The following is a 20,520-nucleotide window of genomic DNA, read 5'->3' on the forward strand; positions in this document are numbered from 1 at the left end:
CGCGATCCGCCCGGCCACCGCCCCGGCCGACCCGCCCGAACGACCTCTACCGCCCCGACCCCTACCGTCCCGACCGGAAGGCCCGCATGACCACCGCCGCCCAGCCGACCCGGCAGTACGCCGTCGGCTCCCTCGTCCACGCCCGGGGCCGTGAGTGGGTCGTGCTGCCCGACTCCGCACCCGACCTGCTGGTCCTGCGTCCGCTCGGCGGCGCCGACGACGACATCGCGGGCGTCCTGCCCGGCCTGGAGACCGTCGTCCCCGCCACCTTCGCCCCGCCCACCCCCTCCGACCTCGGCGACCAGCAGGCCGCCGGGCTGCTGCGCACCGCCCTGCGCATCGGCTTCCGCTCCGGCGCGGGCCCTTTCCGGTCGCTCGCCTCGATCGCCGTCGACCCCCGCCCCTACCAGCTGGTCCCGCTGCTGATGGCGCTGCGCCAGGACACCGTCCGGCTGCTGATCGCCGACGACGTCGGTATCGGCAAGACCGTGGAGGCCGGGCTGATCGCCGCCGAGCTACTGGCGCAGGGCGACGCTCGAGGCCTGGTCGTGCTGTGCTCGCCCGCCCTGGCCGAGCAGTGGCGGGCCGAGCTGTACGGCAAGTTCGGCGTCGACGCCCGTCTCGTGCTGCCGTCCACGATCGGCCGCCTGGAGCGTGAGACCCCGTACGGCCAGTCGGTGTTCCGCCCGGACGGCGCGTACGTCGTCTCCACCGACTTCATCAAGTCTCCCCGCCACCGCGAGGACTTCCTGCGCCACTGCCCCGACCTGGTGATCGTCGACGAGGCGCACTCCTGCGTCTCCGACACCACGGTCGGCGCGTCCGCCCGCTCCTCCCAGCAGCGGTACGCGCTGCTGCGCGCCCTCGCCGACCGGACCGACCGCCACCTCCTACTGGTCACGGCCACCCCGCACAGCGGCAAGGAGGAGCCGTTCCGCCGTCTGATCGGCCTGCTCGACGACCGCCTGGCCGCCGTCCCCCTCGACACCGACGCGGGCCGCAGGCTGCTCGCCGAGTTCTTCGTGCAGCGCCGCCGCGCCGACATCCGTGAGGACTTCCAGGACGGCGCGCACTTCCCGTCCTCCCGGGACACCGCCGAGACCGCCTACACCCTGCACCGCGACTACAAGAAGCTCCTCGACGAGGTCCTGTCGTACGCCCGCGAGACCGTACGCGCGGCCGACGGCGCCCTCCAGCAGCGCCAGCGCTGGTGGTCCACCCTCGCCCTGCTGCGCACCCTGTCCTCCTCCCCGGCCGCCGCCGTGCAATCCCTGAACACGCGCGCCGGCGTCGAGGAGGCGGACACCCCCGCCGAGGCAGACCGCACCGGGGAGCGCACCGTCTCCGACCCGGCCGACAGCGAGACCCCCGAGTCCGCGGACGCGGTACCGGGCACCCGCCTCCCCAAGGCCGCCCGTCCCGCGGCCACCGGCACCGACCCCACCGGCGCCGAGGCCGATGCCGACATCGACGACGTGGCCGACGACGAGGAGAAGGCCCGCCTGGTCGCCATGGCCGAAGCGGCCAAGAAGCTCTACGGCCCGACCCGCGACGCCAAGCTGAAGAAGCTGATCGCCACCGTCTCCGACCTCCTCGACCAGGGCTACCGGCCCATCGTCTTCTGCCGCTACATCGCGACCGCCGACTACGTGGCCGACCACCTCAAGAAAATCCTCAACAAGAAGGGCACCGAACACCCGGTCGCGGTCGCCTCCGTCACCGGCGAACTCTCGCCCGACCAGCGGGTCACCCGCATCGCCGAGCTGACCGGCACCGACGAGGAGGGCAACCCCGCGCCCGAGCGCCGCGTCCTGGTCGCCACCGACTGCCTCTCCGAGGGCGTCAACCTCCAGGAGTCCTTCGACGCGGTCCTCCACTACGACCTCGCGTGGAACCCGACCCGCCACGAGCAGCGCGAGGGCCGTGTCGACCGTTTCGGCCAGCGCACCGACGTCGTCAAGGCGCTAACCCTGTACGGCGCCGACAACCCCGTCGACGGCATCGTCCTCAACGTCCTGCTCCGCAAGCACGAGCGCATCCGCCGCGTCACCGGTATCTCCGTGCCCGTGCCGCAGGAGTCCGAGAGCGCCATGCAGGCCGTCTTCGAGGGCCTAATCCTGCGCGGCGAGCGGGCGGCCTACGAGCAGGAAGGGCTGTTCGCACAGGAGGAGGTGGCCGAGCAGCTGGAGATCGCCTGGCAGTCCTCCGCCGAGAGGGAGAAGCGCTACCGCTCCCGCTACGCCCAGCTCACCATCAAGAAGGACGAGGTGGCCGCCGAGGTCGACGAGGTCCGTGCCGCGCTCGGCACCGGCGAGGAGGTACGGGACTTCACCCGCCGCGCCCTGGGCGCCCTGAGCGGTATGCCCGCCCCTACGAAGCAGGGCGGCTTCACCGCGCACACCGACGCCCTTCCGGAGGGCCTGCGCGACACCATTTCGCACGCGCTCGGCCCCCGCCACCCTCGCCCGGTCGTCTTCCACGACGCCCCCAGCGCCCCGCGCGGCGAGGCCGCCCTCACCCGCACCGACCCGGTGGTCGCCGCCGTCGCCCGCTTCGTCCTGGACGCGGCCCTCGACGACGCCGGCAAGGTCCCGCAGTCGCAGCGCCCGGCCCGCCGCTGCGGAGTCATCCGTACGAAGGCCGTGGAACGGAACACCACGCTCCTGCTCGTGCGTCACCGCTTCCAGCTGAACCTGCCCGCCCGCGACGGCTCGGTGCGCGAACAGCTCGCCGAGGACGCCCGCGTGGTCGCCTACCGAGGCCGGCCCGACGCCCCCGAGTGGCTGCCGGAGGACGAGGCCGTGGCCCTACTCGGCGCCCGCGCCACACAGAACACCGACCCGAAGTTCGCCACCGAGCACATCGCCGAGATCCTGGCCGCCCTGCCCGCGATCATGCCCGAACTACGAGATCAGTCGGCCGAATTGGGACGCACCCTGGAGGCCTCGCACCGCAGGGTCCGCACCGCCTCCCGCGCCCGCCTCGCGGGCCTGAAGGTCGTCCCCCAGGGCGACCCGGACATCCTGGGCGTGTACCACTACCGCCCGGCCCCGACGTTCCCTCAGGGAGTGGGCGCATGAGTACCGCCAGGACCCTCGTCACCGACACCGTCGCCACCGTCGGCGGCCTCCTGCCGTACGACCTCCTGGTCCGGATCAAGGAGGGCAAGGAACAGACCGGCTCCAAGCCCGCCGACTACCGCCTGTACGCCAAGGGCGACTCGGTACGGGACGCCGCCGAGCGCTCCTGGGGCTACCTGCGCGGCGTGTGGGCCGCCTACCAGGACGCCCTGGCGCGCGACGGCGCCGACGCCGACCCCGGCGTGCACGCGATCGGCGTCACCACCGAACGCTGGCTGCTGCCCCTCTTCGAGCAGCTCGGCTTCGGCGCCCTCACCCCCGTCCCCGCGCCCGGCCTGCCCTCCCACGAGCGGGAGAAGGACTTCGAGGTCAGCCACCACTGGGCGCACGTCCCCGTCCACCTCACCGGCTGGAACGTACCCCTCGACACACGCACCACCGAACTGGCCAAGCAGGCCCCCCAGTCGATGGTGCAGGAGTACCTCAACCGCTCGGCGGACTCCACCCTCTGGGGCATCCTCTCCAACGGCCGCCAGCTGCGTCTGCTGCGCGAGTCCGCCTCCCTCACCGGCGCCGCCTTCATCGAGTTCGACCTCCAGGCGATCTTCGACGGCGACCGCTCCGACGACTTCGTCCTCCTGTGGAGGCTGCTGCACCGCACCCGCTTCGAGCCCCGCGCCGAGGGCGATCCGGCCGCGACCTGCCCGCTGGAAAAGTGGCGCACCGAGGCCATCGACAGCGGCACCCGCGCGCTGAAGGAACTCCGCAAGGGCGTCGAGAAGGCCCTGACGGTGATCGGCACGGGCCTCATCGCCCACCCCGACAACGCCGGCCTGCGCGACGACCTGCGCAGCCGCGACAAGAACGTCCGCGACGACCTCCACCCGGCCCTGCTGCGCCTCGCCTACCGCCTGCTGTTCCTCTTCGTCACCGAGGACCGCGACCTGCTCCTGCACCCCGACGCCACCGAGCAGGCCCGCGACACGTACGAGAAGTACTTCTCCACGGCCCGCCTGCGCCGCATCGCCCGCCGCACCGGCACCCTGCACGGCGACCAGTGGCAGGCGCTGCGACTGGTCATCGAAGGACTCGGCACCCCCGGCGGCCGCCCCGAACTCGGACTCCCGGCGCTGGGCGGCCTGTTCGAGCCCACCCGCACGGACGCGATCCTGGACGACCTCAGCCTGTCCAACAAGGCACTGTACGAGGCCGTACGCGCCCTGTCCGAGGTGTACGACGTCAAACTGGGCCGACCCCGAAAGGTTGACTACCGGCACCTCGGCGCCGACGAGCTGGGCTCGGTTTACGAGTCACTACTCGAACTGGAGCCGCGTCTCGGCGAGGGCAACGAGTACGTCCTGGCCAAGCTGGACGGCAACGACCGCAAGACCTCCGGCTCCTACTACACCCCGTCCCCGCTGATCGACTGCCTCCTCGACTCTACGCTCGACCCGGTCATCGACCAGGCCGTCAAGTCCGGTACGACGAAGAAGGAGCGCGAGGAGGCATTGCTCGCCCTGACGGTGTGCGATCCCGCCTGCGGCTCCGGCCACTTCCTGGTCGCCGCCGCCCGCCGTATCGCCCGCCGCCTCGCCGAGATCCGCACCGACGACCCCGAGCCGAGCGCCGAGGACGTACGGCACGCGCTCCGCGACGTCATCGCTCGGTGTGTGTACGGCGTCGACCTCAACAAGATGGCCGTGGAGCTGGCCAAGGTGTCCCTGTGGATCGAGGCGATGGAACCGGGCCGGCCGCTCACCTTCCTCGACGCCCACATCAAGCACGGCAACGGCTTGCTGGGCACGACGCCGAAGCTGCTGGCCGGGGGCCTGCCCGACGACGCGTTCAAGCCGCTGGAGGGCGACGAGCCGAAGCATGTCACCGACCTGAGGAAGCGCAACGCCGCGGAGCGGACGGCGTGGAAGGTCGCGCTGCGCCACGGGGCGAAGCAGGACGCGCTGTTCGCGGAGGAGGAGGTGCTGGCCGAGTCCAACGCGGAGTTCGGTGAGAAGGTCTCGGCGATCACGGGGACGGACTCGCAGGAACTGGAGGACGTCCAGAACCAGGCCAAGGCGTACCGGGAGCTGACCACCTCCCCGGACTACATTCGGGCACTGGAGCTGGCCGACGCATGGTGCGCGGCGTTCGTCTGGAAGAAGACGAAGACGGCGACGCCGCCCGCGCTGACCACGCAGTCGCTGCTGACCCTCCACTCAGAGGACGGCGGCGCGAGCTTGCCCGACGGTACGTTGAAGCACATCGAGGATCTGCGGGAGGAGTACCGGTTCTTCCACTGGCACCTGGAGTTCCCGGAGGTGTTCCGGGTACCGGCGGATGCGAAGGCGCCGGGGGTGGACGAGCGGACCGGGTGGAAGGGCGGGTTCAGCTGTGTGCTGGGGAATCCGCCGTGGGAGCGGGTCAAGCTCCAGGAGCAGGAGTTCTTCGCCACTCGTGACGAGAAGATCGCGAACGCCGCGAACAAGGCGGCCCGCGAGCGCATGATCGACGCGCTAGCCGAGAGCGAGGAGGAGACGGACCGCACGCTGCACAGCGAGTTCATCGACGCGCGCCGCCTCTCCGAGGGCGTCAGTCATCTGCTCCGCGACTCGGGCCGCTTCCCGCTGGCCGGACGCGGCGACGTCAACACGTACGCCGTCTTTGCCGAGGCCGCCTCGCTGGGCATCGCGCCGACCGGGCGGCTGGGCCTGGTCCTGCCGACCGGCATTGCCACCGACGCCACGACGGCGCCGTTCTTCTCGGACCTGGTGCGCAAGGCTCGACTCGCGTCGTTCCTGGACTTCGAGAACGAGGCGTTCATCCTCAGCAGGGACGTGCACCACTCGGTGCGTTTCTCCCTGTTCACCGTCACCGGCGTCGGCGCGCGCGTCGACGAGGCGTCTTTCGCCTTCAGCACCCGATACATGGAGGACCTGGACGGCCGGCGGTTCGCCATGCCCCCGGAGGAGATCCTGCTGGTCAACCCCAACACGGGCACGCTTCCGGTGTTCCGCACCCGGCGCGATGCGGAGATCACCCTCGGGATCTACCGCCGGGTCCCGGTGCTGATGAAGGAGCCGGACGAGAACGGCTGGGGCGGGACCAACCCGTGGGGCCTGACGTTCATGCGTATGCTCGACATGGCCAACGACTCCCACCTGTTCAAGGACAAACAGGAACTCGCGGACGAGGGCTGGCAGTTGATTGGCAACGTCTTCACGCGCGTCGATGAAGAGGGGAAGACGCGCCACTATCTCCCGCTGTACGAGGCGAAGATGCTCCACCACTTCGACCACCGCCTCGGCACGTACGAGGGCCAGACCCAGGCCCAGGCCAACGTCGGCACCCTCCCGCGCGTGACGCCGGAACAACACGACGATCCGGACTTCGCTCCGATGCCCCGGTACTGGGTGCCGGAGCAGGACGTGGACTCCGGCAAGCGGGACAAGAAGGGGAACCGGATCATGTGGGCGGGGGTGGAGACGCGGTTGGCGGACAAGGAGTGGTACGAGGACTGGCTGTTGGGGTGGCGTGATATCTGCCGAATCTCGGATCGCCGAACCATGATCAACACTGCTCTGCGTCGCACTGCCGTTCCTGACGGCACGTTGCTGATGTTGCCCTCCTTCGGCAATCCTGCACTGCTCCAGGCGGCGCTGTCCTCTTACGTGCTCGACTTCGTGGCGCGTCAGAAGTTCAGCGGTACACACCTGAAGTTCTTCACGGCCTACCAGCTTCCAGTGCCCAGCCCTGAGACGGGTGACCAGCCGTGTCCATGGAGCAGCGGCGAAACGGTGGCGGAGTGGGTTGCTGCAAGAGTGGCTGAACTTGCCTATACCGCTTGTGACATGGCGGCCTTCGCCAGGGCGATCGGCGTGACAGGACGTCCGTTCCGGTGGGATGAGGAGCGGCGCGGATTGCTGCGTGCAGAGCTGGACGCGGCCTTCTTCCACCTCTATGGACTGGCTCGCGATGACGCGGAGTACGTCATGGACGCGTTCTCCCGCCTCAAGAGCGACGAGGAGGCCACCTACGGCAGTTACCGCACCAAGGGCCTCATCCTCGACATCTACGACCGCATGGAGGAGGCCCGCGCAGCCGGCGACGAGTACCGAACCGTACTCGACCCGCCGCCGGGGAAGGGCCCGCGTCACGTGGCCTGAGTGCCGCAGCCTCGGGCGGGTGGGTCAGAACCCGTCCCGCCCGAGGTCCGCGACGAACCCGGTCCACGCGCCCCGCGTGAACGCGAGTTGCGGACCGCCCCGCTCCTTGGAGTCCCTTATGTGGACGGCCATAGCGTCGGCGGCGACCTCGACGCACTCGCCGCCTTCGCCGCTGCTGTATGTCCTCTTGAACCAGCTGAGTGGTGCGGGCTGTTCGGTACTCATCGGTCTCCCAGCAACTTTTCGATCAGGGCCAGGGACTCTCGTGGAGTGAGGGCCTGGGCGCGGATGCTGCCGTAGCGCGCGGCAAGCATACGTACCTCTTCGGGGTCGGTCACCAGCCTGCTGACGTTCTGTACTTCCAAATAGCCGACTTGAGGCTTCCCCTTCGGAGTGAGCAGTGTGAAGGGGCCGCCCAGACTCCGATGGTCCGACCGATCGGTGGGCATTACCTGAAGCTCCACATTGCGCAGTGGGGCCACCTCCAGCAGTCGCTTCAACTGCTCCCGATGCACGTCCCGCTCGCCGATGGGCCGTTGGAGCACAGACTCCTCGATCGTGAACGTCACGAGCGGCGGTGGCCAGCGAGTCAGGATCTCCTGGCGGGCCAGCCGGGCAGCCAGGCGCTGCTCGATGGTCTCCTCGTCGAGCAACGGCCTGCGGGCGGCGAAGACAGCGTGCGCGTGCCCCTCGGTCTGAAGCAGCCCCGGCAACGACAGTGCGCCGTAGTAATGGAGCTCAACCGCCTCCAGCTCCAACCGCGCATAATCCCGAAACCACTCCGGATGCCGCACCCTCCTCCGCGCCCGCGCCCGCGCCCGCTCCACATCCTCAGCCGCAGACGCCAGCAGCCCCCCCCGCACTCCAGCAGCTCATCCACCGCGACCAGCAGTTCAGGTTGGGGCGTCCGCCGCCTCCGCTCTACGGACGAGATCGTCTCCTCCCCGTACCCGAGCCGGTCGCCCAGCTCCTTCTGGCTCATCCCGGCCCGGGCCCGCGCAACCTTGATCTGCCGCCCGAGCGCCCGGAACAGGTCGGCCACCTCGTCCGTACCGTCTGCCTCACCGCCGGTGGGAACCCCCGACCCGCCCGCCTGTGCCGCCATCCCGTACCACTCCCACTTCCGTCGCACCAAGGGCGAACCGCCGATCGTCCGGCCAGGTCACGGCCGTACGCCCGGACATCCAGTCCTCCGCCCCGGGACCGTCACCCTCCGTACCGCCCCGCACCCTCTACACAGTAGAAGCACTCCGTCACTCTCGGTGAGGTGATCCAGTAAACCGTCACCGTCACCGGTGAACCGACCGCCACCACCCACCACTTCCGCTTCACGTTCCCCACCAGCAGACACGGCGCCCACGCCGCCCGCCACGCCGCCGAACGCTGGCTCGTCGACCAGCGAGACTGCCCGGAGGCCCCGGCCGACGACGAGGACGTGGCCACGGCTTCACTCCTCATCGCGGAACTCACCGCCAACGCCGCCCTGCACGGCCGCGTACGGGGCCGCCGCGCCTGCCTCGCCCTGACCCTCACGGCCGGCACCCTGCGCATCGAGGTCACGGACGCCCGGGGTGACCACCTGCCCGAACCGGCACCAGGCGGAGATGGCGACGGAGATGGGGACGGCGAGTCGGGGCGCGGCCTGCTCCTCGTCGCCTCGCTTGCCGATGCCTGGGGATGCGAGCCCCACCATCCCATCGGCAAGACAGTCTGGGCCGAGTGCGGCCGGCGTGAACCCGCGCTCAAGGGGGGCGCGTGAACTCAACTATGCATCTAATCGGCGTAGTTGCGGATTGACGGTGATCGTGAACAACCTTCACGCTTAACAGGTAATCGTGAAGGCCGTTCACGGGGAGATGTCATGGAAGGCATACCCGAGGTGGATGACCAACTCGTCGGACTGTTCGAAGTGGCGGAGATGGCGGGGGTGGGTCGGACGGTCGTAGCGAATTGGCGCGCCCGTGACAAACACTTCCCCGCTCCCGTCGCGGACCTGCGGAGCGGGCCGGTTTTCCGGGCGAGTCAGATTCAGCGCTACCTCAAACGGAGGAAGAAGCACATGGCCCCCAAAGCCCATGTCATCTCGACCATCAACCTGAAGGGCGGCGTCGGGAAGACCACCACCACGGCCGGACTCGCGGAGTTCCTGTCCGCGGAGTTCCGCAAGCGGGTCCTGGTGGTCGATCTCGACCCGCAGACCAATCTGACCACGGTCCTGATCGGGGAGGAGAAGTGGGAGGAGCTCAACGACGAGGGATACACCCTGGCGACCCTGTTCAAGGATGCCCTCCGGCCCGAGGACGAGCCTCTGGAGTTCGACCTGGAGAAGACGCTCCAGCGCAATGTCTCTTCGGTGGACGCGGTGACGAAGGTGGACCTCCTGCCTTCTTCGCTGGACCTCATCGATGTGCAGGATCGCCTGGCGTCCATGCCCAGGGGGCGCTTCCACGCCAACAACCCCACCGATCTCCTGCGCAAGGCGATCCGGAAGATCATCGATGACTATGACTACGTGCTCGTCGACTGCCCTCCCAACCTCGGCATCGTCACTTTGAACGGTCTGCGTATCTCCGAGGGATACATCATCCCGACCATTCCCGACGTCCTGTCCACCTACGGAATCCCTCAGATCCAGCGGCGGGTGCGGGCCTTCGCGGAAGACCTGGGGGAGACCATCAAAGAGATCGGCATCGTCATCACGAAATACAAGGCAAATTCGACGGTCCACTGGAACACCGTCAGGCGACTTCAGGGAGACAAGAAGCTCCCCGCCGTGCTGCCGACCTTCATCCCCGAGAAGAACGACATCGCCGGTTCGGCGGAGTTCGTCGGTCGCGGTACCCTGCGGCAGAAGTACGGCTACCAGGGCGGGTTCGACGCTTTCCGCGGCATGACGCAGGAGTTCATCGAACTGGTCGAGGAGAAGGCGTGACCGAGCAGAGTGACAGTTGGCCCGACGACAATGGTCTCCTGAACGCCCAGGTGCGGGAGGCCGAAGAAGCCTTGAACAGGCTCGGCGCGTCCGACCCGGAGCTCGCGGCGACGCTCGCGCGTGTCCTCGGTGTGGTGGCGTCCGAAGCAGCACGCACGACACGCTTCGCCCGAGCGCTGGCCAAGGCGCTGACGCTCCCCAATGGGCAGACCGCACCTCGGCTGGCGGAACGCCCGAGGCGTAGCCGGCGAGCTCCGGGAGTGATCGACCCGTTCGCGGTGTTCGCCGAGACCGGCGAGACGGGACTCCGTTCGAGCCTGAGCGAGCTCGGCCTCGAACAATTGCGGGACATCGTCTCCGAACACGGGATGGATCACGACCGGCTGGCACTGAAGTGGAAGGACCCTCAACGGGTCATCGACCGCATCGTGGAACGCGTCGAATCGCGGACAGCTAAGGGAGCCGCCTTCCGGGGGCGGCCGGAGCAGCCCGCTCTGCAGCACGATGAGGCCGCCGGCCCGGCGGCCGAGGACTCGTCGACGTGAGGTGAGCCGGGCGCGACGAGCGGCTTCGCCCACAACGGAGCCGAGGGGGCGGGTGATGCGGTCAGAACCGGAAGCCGAACAGCCCGCCCGCCTCATACCGCGAGCGCCGCCCTGCACGGCCGGGTCGGGGACCGCGACGCCCGACTCGCTCTGACCCTCACGGCCGGCACCCTGCGGATCGAGGTCACGGAAGCCCGGGGTGGCCGCCTGCCCGAGCCGGGGTCCCGGCGCGGTCTGCTCCTTGTCGCCTTGCTCGCCGGTGCCTGGGGATGCGAGCCCCATCACCCTGGTGGCAAGACGGCTGGGTCGGAGTGCGTCTGGCGGCCGACCGTGACCCGGCAGTAACATGCCTGAGAAGAAATAGAACGCGCGAGCTATTTCCTGTTCGGGCCCCGAGGGTCGCGCTGCCGGGTCATACTGAGGCAACGCGCCACGAGGCCGGAACCAGACCCCCTGCGTCCTTCGAACATGTACGACGGAGTAGAAGGATGAAGACGATGATCACGGACGAGCAGCACCGCCTGCTGCTGCTCTGCGCTCTCAGGCACGAGGGCGCGACACTCGACTGGAAGCTGCTGGCCAGAGTCGCGCAGCGGCCGGGCGGGCTTAACGAGCTGTACCGGGGACGGGTGCCCGAGAAGTCCAAGGCGGCCGCGAAGGCCGAGGAACTACTTGGCGCGACGCTCGGCTCACTCCAGGACGAGGAGGCGAGGGTGGCCGTCGAGGCAGAGGCCGCCGAGCGGGCCGGTGCCCGCCTGGTCACCGTCCTGGACGACGACTATCCGGCGAACCTCCGCCTGATCCCGGACCTGCCGCCCTTCCTGTGGGTCTGCGGGAAGCTGGAGGACCGGGACGCCCGGTCCGTGGCCGTCGTCGGGACCCGGGACGTGAGCGAGGACGGAAGCAGGCGGGCGGCACGGATGGCCCGCGCGCTGGCCGAGCACTCAGTCGTGGTGACCTCTGGTCTGGCCCGCGGCGTCGACACCGCAGCCCACACGGCGACCCTCGACGCGGGCGGTCGCACGGTCGCCGTGATCGGCACAGGGATCGCCGCGCCCATGTACCCGACGGAGAACCGGGGCCTCGCCAAACGGATCGTCGCCGAGGGCGGCGCCGTCGTCTCCCAGTTCTGGCCGACGTCCGGTCCGGCCCGCTGGACCTTCCCCCGCCGCAACGTCACCATGAGCGGCTTCACCCAGGGCACGGTCGTCATCGAGGCCTCCCGCACCTCGGGCGCGAAGATGCAGGCGCGCATCGCCTCGGAGCACGGCAAGCGGGCGTTCCTGCTGCGCTCCCTGGTCGCCGCCCAGCCATGGGCGGCGAAGATGCTGGAGGAGGGGCGCGCGACCGTGGTCGACGAGCTGGCCGACGTACTGGACGGGCTGGCCGGAGCGGAACAGATGCGCAAGGCGAGTGAGCAGCGCCAGCAGCTCGCGCTGGCCATCCTGTGAGACACGTCGAGGGACTCGAACCCCTTGGCTTCCCGCACTGCGCCCGCTGCCCGTACTACCTGGGAGGCAGCGCCTCCATATGTGCCACGTGCGTGGCTCGCTCCTTGGAGCCTCTTCCCGACGCCCACTGTCCGGTGTGCAGCCAGGCGCTCGGAGTGGCACGCCGGTGCCCCAACGCGTTATGCGGACTGCTTCCGGACGAACGTGGGTTCAGCCGGGTCGACGCCGTCGCGATGTTCTCGGGTGACCTGGAGAACGCGGTGCGGCGCCTGAAGTACGACGGGGCCTGGGGTTGGGCCACCATCTTCGGGCGCCTGGTCGTCGGATGGATGGAGCGCAACCCGGACCGGATGGACGGTATCGATTTAATCGTCGGCAACCCCACCTGGACGGGCCGCACTCCGATCCGGCACATCGAGGAAATCCTGAAGGCCGCTGCCGTCGAGGACGCAGCCGGCCGCTGGCCTTTTCCGGCCTCCCCAATCCTGGTCAAGCTCGTGGACACCGACCGCTCGGCTGGGAAGAACCGTGAGGCCAAACGCCTCGCGGCCGCCGCCCACGCCAAGGCCATCCGCATCGAGCGGCGCGTACAGGACCGCACCCTCCTGCTCTTCGACGACCTGTTCACCACCGGCCAGCAAATGCAGGCCGTCGCCCGCCTGCTGCGCGAGGCGGGCGCGGCTGAGGTGAGAGGCCTCGTCCTCGCTCGCGCCCCGTGGCGAGGGGCGGACCGCCAGGGGGCACTCTTCGACTCGTGACCATCGACCGGAGCTCCCTGAGCCCTGTCTCAGCCCGCGTCCCGGCTCTCCCAACGGTCCCGAAGCCACATCAAAGCCTCGACGAGCAGCTCTCGGTTGCGGTCGTTCCCCAGCACGGACAGCAGGAAGCTGGGGTCCGGCCCCGGCTTTCTCTCCTGGAGGTCGACACCTTCAAGTTCGTTCAGGAGCCTGAGGAATTCGGCACGCAGGGCGTGGTCGGTGAAAGGCTCATGTACGGCCAGCGTCTGGAAGGGGACGTACCCAGTGCCGCCCCCGGGACTCGGGAGCAGGCCCATTGGTGAGATCCCACTGCCCGGGGTGCCCGCCTCGCCCAGCGTGAGGTTCGCGCCGATGACGTGGTCGTTTCCCAGGTGGAGGATTGAGCCGCCGATTTCTTCCCAGCGGTCGAAGAGGGCGCGCACCGCCTCCACCGTCCCGAAGGAATTTTTTCTCGCGAGCTGACGGAAGAACCGCCTCTCGGGGGAGTTCTCCGCCACGAGCTGAAGGTAGAACGGGTCGGTGTGCGTCTGCTCAACCTGGCTTTCCCGGGTGGGCTGCGCTGCGTTCTCCTTGCCATCGGCCTGGTCGTCTTCAGCTCCGCCGACCAGCAGAGCGAGGTCGTCTGCGGAGAGGCGCTGCGCAGGATCGGCGGCCCCGCCGGCCGTGAAGCGCACGCCGTCGGCGCTCAGCCGGGCCCGGACGTCTCCTCCCGCGTCCTGAGGCGTCCAGCGGAAGCCGTCGGAGACCTTGCCCTCGGCAGTGAGCACCCGGTAGGCGTTGGCCACCCCCGGCGTATTGGCCAGATGGTTGCCCACGGCCTGGGCGCCGGAGCCGATGAACGCCGCGAGATCGCCGTACGACGTCCAGGTGCCGTGGGGGAGCGCGGCGAGCACCTGGTGGGCCAGGTTCCAGTCCCGGCTCCGCTCTGCTCGGCCGACTCCGCGCAGCGGGGCCGGCCACAGCGCGATCGCGCGGTCAGCGAGTTCGTCGGCACGGGCGCGGATCTCGTCCGCGCCCCACCGCTCTGTGGCCGCGATGCGGCGGTTCATCTCCAGGTGGCTGCCCCGGAGCAGGCCCTGCTTGCGCTCGAAGGGATGATTGGACAACTCCGCGTTGACCGCGGTGAGCGTCAGGTTCCCGAGCACGTGCTGGAGTCGGGCGTGCAGGTCCTCCGCGCTCTCGCCGTCGACCACGTCCTCGCTCAGCATCCGGAGCCACTCGTCGCCCGGCGACTGCGGCATGACGTGCTCGATGGTGAGCTGCGCGGTGGCGAAGTCGACTGGTTCGGGATGCTCGTAGCTCTCCTCCAGGCGCTGGAGCACCATCTTCCGCTGGTGTCCGCGTCCGAATTTGTAGAAGGGCGCCGTCCGGACCTTCTCGCGCAGTTCGTCGTCGTCGGGCCAGAAGCGGTTCTCGGCGGAGAGGAGCTGGTGCAGTCCGTCGGCGACGGCCACGTCCAGCGGGAGCTGTCCGGGCACCGCCTGGAAGATCCTGTTGAGGTTGTTCGTCGGCACCCGGCACATCATCCGGCGCACCAGGAAGCTCTCGATGTACGACATCGCGCGCGCCGTGTCCGCGGAATCCAGCTCCCCTCGCTGGCGCCGGTCGAGCAGGAGCATCAGCGCGGGATAGGTGACCTGGGCTTGCCAGGTGTCAAGCCGGTGCAGATGGGCGCGGACCGCTTTGTTCGCCTCCTCCTCGGGGTGGAGCAGTCGACGGAAGAGGGCGCCGCGCCGGTACAACTCCTTGATGTACGCCTCGATCTCCGCCTCGCTGACCTCACCCCGCTCGAAGCGCTGTTGCTGAGCCGCGTACAGGTCCTGGCGGCGGACCCGGTCGTCCCCGTCGAGCACCAACTGAAGCCACATGAGCTGTTCCAGCTCGTCGTTGCTCAGACTGTCCTGCAGCGGAAGCCAGTAGGTCTCGTAGATGTGCTCACCGCGGGTGGGCAGCCGCATGAACAGGTAGTTGCGCAGCAGGTCGGCCTGGCTCAGCTTGAGTCCGGTGTTGTTGAGGGACTCGAAGATCCGGTGCACGTTGTCCGCGCGCTCGGCTGTCACCGCCACCAGCGTGAGCCGGGAGGTGATGGCCTCCTCGATGCGGAGCACGTCCTGCGGGGCGGCCGGATCGGCGGCCTCGACGAGCTTGCGGCGGAAGAAGCCGTAGGCGGCGGCGACGGCTCCGCCGGCGGCCTGCTCCGAGAGCGGCCCGCGAACGTATGCCGCGAACTGCGCCCGGTCAGCCTGGGTCGGCAGCAGCCGGAGGCGATCGCTGCCGTTCTTGCGCTTGTTGATGAGGTATTCCTCGTCGATGCGCTCGGCCTCGTCCGGCTCGCCGTCCGCTATGTGGTCGCGGATTGCGGCCAGGGCGAGCGACAGCGTGGTCAGCCGCTGCTGACCGTCGACGACGAGCCAGCGGGGGAACGTCGCTTCATTCTGCGGCGACGGCGCGAGCACCACAGACCCCAGGAAGTGTGTGCTCGCCTTCTCCCCGGACTCCAGCAGCTCGGCCTGCTCCAGGATGTCGGTCCACAGCTGTCCGAGCTGCTTCTCCGTCCAGGAGTATGTCCGCTGGTAGAGCGGCACCTGGAACTGCTGGGCCCTGCCCTGGACGAGATCGGCGAACAGTGTCTCCTTCGCCTGCACGGCGTCCCCCTCGGTGATAGGTCCAGTCGTAGCGCGTGGGAAGAACCTAGGGCTTCCCGCTGACAGACAGGGGCGCTTCAGTCCTCGTCCAGGCACGCACACCACAGCGCGTGTGCCCGGTCCATCTCGTCCAGTGACGCCCGGGTGAACCCGGCGTCCATGAAAGCTCGGTCGACGATCCGTTCCGCGAGTGCGACCAGGTGCGCCGCGACGTGCTCTACCCGCTCCCTGCGCACGCTGTCCTGAACCCGCGCCAGGCGTTCCTGACGCTCCCACAGGTCGGCGAGGCTCGCGCCCGGCTCTTCCTCGTCGTCGTACACGGACGGCACGCGGGGCAGCAGGTGGGCGGTGAGAGCGGGGACGGAGTCCAGGGCGGCCGGCTCGCCCGGTTCACCGTTGCCGAGGATGCGGTTGGCGATCGTACGGACGGCCTCAGAGCGTTCGACGCGTGCCGCCTGGGCCCGCAGGGCGCCGAGCAGTGCCGGGACCTCGGCCCGGGCACGGCGCCGCAGGGTCTCCGCGAGTGCGGTCGTCAAGTCCTCGCCCAGGTCCGAGGCGTCGTCCAGTACGTCGTTCGCCGCGCCGACCTCCTCGAAGGCTCGCTGCGCGGTGCGGGCCGCCTCGGCGAGCAGGGCGATGTCCTCGGCGGTCGGCTTCACGCCCGCCTTCAGCCGGGCCACGGCCGCGTCCAGAGGGTCACCGGCCAGATCGAAGAGGTCCGCGCAGTCGTCCTCCAGGGTGAGTTGGCCGTCCGTATCCGGTTCCAGCAGTGTCATCTCTCCAGTAACCCCCGCGCTCGCGATGCCCATGTGTGGTGCGGCAACCCCTGCGACGCATCATGGAGGTTTTCGTGAACTGAGTCAACAGATACTCTGTCGGTCGGTGTTGTCGAAGGGGTGGGGAACATGCCGCAGATCGCGATCACCAATACGTTCTGGGAGGGCGTCGACCGGCTCGACAAGCCGGCCCGCGCCCGCGTCCACAAGGCGATGGCCAAGTTCCAGCAGCTGACGGTCCCGCAACTCCACGCGGACAAGGGGCTGCACCTCGAATCGGTGGTCAGCTCACGCGACCCGCGGATGCGGACCATCCGCGTCGACGACGGCCTGCGCATAGTGCTGCTCGCGCCCGACGACGGCAGCGACCTCTTCGTCTTCGTCCACGTCGTCCCCCACGACAAGGCCTACTCCTGGGCCCGCCGACGGCTCTACACGGTCAACTCCGTGACCCGCTGCCTCGAAGTACGCGACCTGACCGCCATGGAGCAGATCACCCCGCTCTTCGCTCAGGAAGCCGCCGCGGCCCCCCAACTCCTGTTCGCCCCATGGTCGGACACCGTCCTGCGGCACCTCGGCGTCGACGACGTCACCCTGCGGGCGGCCCGCACCGTCACCGGCAAGGCGCAGCTTGAGGCCTTCGGGTCGCTGATGCCGGAGGACCAGTACGAGGCGCTGTGGCTGCTCGCCGAGGGCCTCGACCCCGACGACATCTATCGGGACCTCGTCGCCGTACGCCAGAAGACGACCGTCGCCGAGAGCGCGGCGGGGGAGGACACCGCCGGGGACGACCTGGCCGCCGCCGTCACCCGCACCCGCAGCCGCGTCGTGCTCGTCACCGGCCCCGACGAACTCGCCGACATCCTGACCAAGCCCTTCGCCGCGTGGCGGATCTTCCTCCACCCTACCCAGCGGCGCATCGCCTACCGGCCCGGCTATGCCGGACCCGCCCAGATCACCGGCGGCCCCGGCACCGGAAAGACGGTCGTCGCCCTGCACCGGGTCAAGCACCTCCTGGACCGGGCACCCGACACGCGCGTCCTCCTCACCACCTACACCGGAGCCCTGGCCCGCTCCCTGCAGAGCAGCCTCACCCTGCTGCTCGACCACGACCCGGCGCTGCTCGCCCGTGTCGACGTCACCACCGTCGACGCCGTCGCCCACCGCGTCGTACGGCAGATGCGCGGCAACCCGGGGACCGCGCTCGGCGACCGGGACGAGCGCACCCGCTGGCAGCGCGTGACCCGCCGCCTCGAACTGCCCTGGAACGAGGCGTTCCTGTCCCAGGAGTACAGGCACGTGGTCCTCGCCCAGGACCTGCGGAGCGAGGAGGAGTACCTGGCCTGCGAACGGCGTGGACGCGGCAGCGCGCTCGGGCAGACCCAGCGGCGGCGCGTCTGGCAGGCCGTGACCCTGTTCGCGGACGGCCTGGCCCGTGACCGGGCGCACACCTGGCTCCAGGTCTGCGCCGAGGCCACCCGGCTGCTGCGCGACAAGCCGGGTGCGGGACCGTCGTACGACCATGTCGTCGTGGACGAGGCGCAGGACCTGCACCCGGCGCAGTGGCGCCTGCTGCGGGTCCTGGCCCCCGACGGACCCGACGACCTGTTCGTCACCGGCGACCCGCACCAGCGAATCTACGACGCCCGGGTCTCGCTGCGCTCCCTCGGCATCTCCGTCGCGGGACGCAGCGCACGACTGCGCGTCAACTACCGCTCCACTGAGGAGATCCTGCGCTGGGCCCGTGGCCTGCTCGACAGCGAGCCCGTCGCCGACCTGACCGGCGACGCCCACGACACCCTCACCGGATACCGCTCGCTGCTGCACGGCGCACAGCCCGTGTGCGAGGGGCACGGGAGTGAGAACGAGGAGGCCGACGCCGTCATGCGCCGAGTGCGCGACTGGATGGACGCCGGAGTCGCGCCCTCGGACATCGCCGTCTGCGCCCGCTTCAACACCCTGGCGGGCAAGCTCGGCGACCGCCTCGCCGCGGCCGGCATCTCCGTGGTGCGGGTGCGTGACGCGGAACCGGAGAGCGCGGTCGGGGTACGGGTGTCAACGCTGCACAGCATGAAGGGCCTGGAATACCGGTGCGTCGCCGTCGCCGGGGTCACCCGGTCCGCCTTCCCGTTCGCGCCGGCCGTGACCCCGGCCGAGGTGGACCGCATCCAGCACGCCACCGACCTGGCCGCCGAGCGATGCCTGCTGTTCGTCGCCTGCACCCGGGCGCGGGAGGCGCTGTATGTGTCGTACAGCGGGCGGGCCAGTGAGTTCCTCGCGGCGTGATGCCGAAAGTGGGCTCCGGCACCGCCTCAGTCCGGAGCCCCATGGATCTTGTCGACTCCCGTGCGTTGGCGGCGGACAGTCGTGATCTCGCGCCCGTCGTACACCACTCGGAACCACTCGTCCGCCACCAGGACGGTGACGGTTCTCGCGTGCCACTGCATGCCCATGTGGATCCTCTGATGGCCGACCACGATGAATCCTCCGGGCCCGTAGACCCTTCGATGCACACAGGGGGCGTCGGAGGCGAACTCGGTGGGAGACCCGGGCGCGTCGCACGGTACGGCGCGCGACGGCTCGCGGACCGTTCGGGCGGCGCGGATCCGGTACACGTCGATCTGCTCCCGCAGCTTCGTCAGGGCCTTGGACTCGATCTGGCGGATCCGTTCCCGGGTGAGGTTCAGCTCCGCTCCGATCGCTTCGAGGGTGAGCTCGGGACCGTCGTCGAGCCCGAGCCGAAGCGTCATCACCTGGCGCTCTCGAGCGGAGAGGCAGTTGAACAGATCACGGACTTCTTCCGGGGACAGGTCACCGTAGTAGAAGTCCGATTCAGTCCAGTGCGGTCCCTGAATGCTCCGGTCCGCTTCCTCGTGCAAAGCATCGTCACCGACGGACTCGGTCAGGTCTTCCAGGGGGAGTGTTCGGCGGACCCGGGCCAGTAGGACGTGCACCTCGTCAACGGTGACACCCGCGCGGGCGGCCACCGTGGGGAGAGCGTCGGTGGGTGACTCGTGCCCCAGCTCCCGTGCCGCCTTCCGTAGCGCGGCCAGGGTTCCGTACGCGTGGACGGGAATCCGAATCGTGCGGCCTTTGTCCGCCAGGGCCCTTGTGATCGCCTGTCGGATCCACGGAACGGCATACGTCGAGAACTTGTGCCCCTTGAGGTGGTCGAACTTCTCGATCGCGTGCAGCAGACCGAGGTTGCCCTCCTGGATCAGATCCATGAGGTCCAGCCCGCGGCCTGTGTACCAGGTGGCCATGCTGACCACCAGCCGGAGGTTCGCCTGGGCGAAGTCCGTGAACGCCAGTTCCCCGAGCCGGACCAGCTGTTCTAGCTCACGCCGCAGCTCAGGAGCGATCTTCCGGCCAGCCTCGTCCAACTTCTCGCGAGCCAGCAGCCCCGCCTCGATGGCTTGGGCCAGTCCCGTCTCCTGTTGCCGGGAGAGCAGCGGGAACCTGCTGATCTCCTTGCGGTAGTGCGTGAGAGAGTCGCCCACGGCCTGACGTGGGGAAGCGGCCTCCTCCGGGGACTCGGCGACGGGCTCGGGGCGGGGGCGTGGCAAAGGCGGCACGGTGAGTGCGGTGGTAGGACCGGCGGGCGTCTCGTACGGCTTCTCGGCCCGCAGGGGCGGCCGGGACGCGGAGGGAACGCCGGGACCGAGCGCTTGCACGGTCAACGCGGAAAGGTCCAGCCTACTGTCCTGCTGCAGCTCAAGGGTGAAGCACGGTGGTCGGTGTGGTTCCGGCTCCGGCCCCGCCGGAACGCTGCGTTCATCCTGGGTGTCGCGCAACGGCTCGGCCGTCGTGGGAAGCTCTGGCGCGGCCGGGGCCGCCGAACCGCCTCCCAGACCGAACGCGGCCACCGCGGCCGGAGGCAGTGCGACCCCCTCCGCCATCACCCGGCCCAGCACCTCGGCCACCACCGCGGTATCCACGCCGACCAGCAGTCCCCGCAAGGCCACCGGGGTCAGGGCTCGCTGTGGCCCCGCGGCAGTCACCAGCGCCTCATGCAGCACGGCCGGCGTCCCGGCCTCGGTTTCCGTCGTCATCAGCGTGCCCCCCCATGTGCCGTACTGCGGTGCGACGAGCCTCTCGCATTGCACCACCCACCACTGACAATCAGTCACCCCCCGGGGCGAACGCACCGTTCACCTGCGGATTCCCCATGCT

Annotated in this window: 11 protein-coding genes and 2 pseudogenes; 8 read left to right on the forward strand and 5 right to left on the reverse strand. The window is 69.5% G+C overall.

Annotated features, from left to right (window positions below):
- The first annotated feature begins 86 nt into the window (after nucleotides 1-86).
- Both ACF08D_RS01620 and ACF08D_RS01625 read left to right on the forward strand, forming a co-directional pair.
- Complete coding sequence (locus ACF08D_RS01620) at nucleotides 87-3,080, forward strand: helicase-related protein (protein WP_392220448.1); 2,994 nt, start codon at nucleotides 87-89, stop codon at nucleotides 3,078-3,080.
- Nucleotides 3,077-7,240 carry an Eco57I restriction-modification methylase domain-containing protein gene (locus ACF08D_RS01625; RefSeq protein WP_392220450.1) on the forward strand — a complete coding sequence of 1,388 codons (4,164 nt, stop codon included), beginning with the start codon at nucleotides 3,077-3,079 and terminating at the stop codon, nucleotides 7,238-7,240. The genes ACF08D_RS01620 and ACF08D_RS01625 overlap by 4 nt, the downstream gene beginning before the upstream one ends.
- A 24-nt stretch (nucleotides 7,241-7,264) precedes the next feature.
- Here the strand turns inward: ACF08D_RS01625 and ACF08D_RS01630 are convergent, their stop codons facing one another.
- Nucleotides 7,265-7,465: a DUF397 domain-containing protein gene (locus ACF08D_RS01630; protein WP_392220452.1), complete on the reverse strand. Its 201-nt coding sequence runs from the start codon at nucleotides 7,463-7,465 to the stop codon at nucleotides 7,265-7,267.
- Nucleotides 7,462-8,345: pseudogene (locus ACF08D_RS01635) on the reverse strand (Scr1 family TA system antitoxin-like transcriptional regulator). The gene ACF08D_RS01630 and the pseudogene ACF08D_RS01635 overlap by 4 nt, the downstream one beginning before the upstream one ends.
- A 261-nt stretch (nucleotides 8,346-8,606) precedes the next feature.
- Here ACF08D_RS01635 and ACF08D_RS01640 point away from each other — a divergent pair.
- From ACF08D_RS01640 to ACF08D_RS01660, 5 genes and pseudogenes are all read left to right on the forward strand, one after another.
- Nucleotides 8,607-8,999 (forward strand): annotated as a pseudogene (locus ACF08D_RS01640) (ATP-binding protein); the annotation flags it as partial.
- Between the two features lie 102 nt (nucleotides 9,000-9,101).
- Nucleotides 9,102-10,172 (forward strand): ParA family protein, encoded by a 1,071-nt coding sequence (locus ACF08D_RS01645; protein ID WP_392220454.1) that lies wholly within the window; start codon nucleotides 9,102-9,104, stop codon nucleotides 10,170-10,172.
- Nucleotides 10,169-10,717, forward strand: coding sequence for a hypothetical protein (locus ACF08D_RS01650; protein ID WP_392220456.1), 549 nt, complete (start codon nucleotides 10,169-10,171; stop codon nucleotides 10,715-10,717). The genes ACF08D_RS01645 and ACF08D_RS01650 overlap by 4 nt, the downstream gene beginning before the upstream one ends.
- Before the next feature lie 488 nt (nucleotides 10,718-11,205).
- Nucleotides 11,206-12,168: a DNA-processing protein DprA gene (locus tag ACF08D_RS01655; protein WP_392220457.1), complete on the forward strand. Its 963-nt coding sequence runs from the start codon at nucleotides 11,206-11,208 to the stop codon at nucleotides 12,166-12,168.
- 233 nt (nucleotides 12,169-12,401) lie between these two features.
- Entirely contained in the window at nucleotides 12,402-12,926 is a 525-nt protein-coding gene (locus ACF08D_RS01660; protein WP_392220459.1) for a ComF family protein, read from the forward strand.
- A gap of 29 nt (nucleotides 12,927-12,955) precedes the next feature.
- On the opposite strand, the gene ACF08D_RS01665 is transcribed toward ACF08D_RS01660, so the two are convergent.
- Together ACF08D_RS01665 and ACF08D_RS01670 are read right to left on the reverse strand one after the other, a co-directional pair.
- Nucleotides 12,956-15,571: a DUF262 domain-containing protein gene (locus ACF08D_RS01665; RefSeq protein ID WP_392220461.1), complete on the reverse strand. Its 2,616-nt coding sequence runs from the start codon at nucleotides 15,569-15,571 to the stop codon at nucleotides 12,956-12,958.
- A 77-nt stretch (nucleotides 15,572-15,648) separates the two neighbouring features.
- Complete coding sequence (locus ACF08D_RS01670; protein ID WP_392220463.1) at nucleotides 15,649-16,347, reverse strand: hypothetical protein; 699 nt, start codon at nucleotides 16,345-16,347, stop codon at nucleotides 15,649-15,651.
- Nucleotides 16,348-16,476: 129 nt separating this feature from the next.
- Here ACF08D_RS01670 and ACF08D_RS01675 point away from each other — a divergent pair, with 129 nt between their 5' ends.
- Complete coding sequence (locus ACF08D_RS01675) at nucleotides 16,477-18,633, forward strand: UvrD-helicase domain-containing protein (RefSeq protein ID WP_392220464.1); 2,157 nt, start codon at nucleotides 16,477-16,479, stop codon at nucleotides 18,631-18,633.
- 26 nt (nucleotides 18,634-18,659) lie between these two features.
- On the opposite strand, the gene ACF08D_RS01680 is transcribed toward ACF08D_RS01675, so the two are convergent.
- Complete coding sequence (locus tag ACF08D_RS01680; RefSeq protein ID WP_392220465.1) at nucleotides 18,660-20,399, reverse strand: RNA polymerase sigma factor RpoD/SigA; 1,740 nt, start codon at nucleotides 20,397-20,399, stop codon at nucleotides 18,660-18,662.
- Nucleotides 20,400-20,520: the final 121 nt, after the last annotated feature.

This window comes from Streptomyces sp. NPDC015131, assembly GCF_043079975.1.
Classification (GTDB): Bacteria; Actinomycetota; Actinomycetes; order Streptomycetales; family Streptomycetaceae; genus Streptomyces.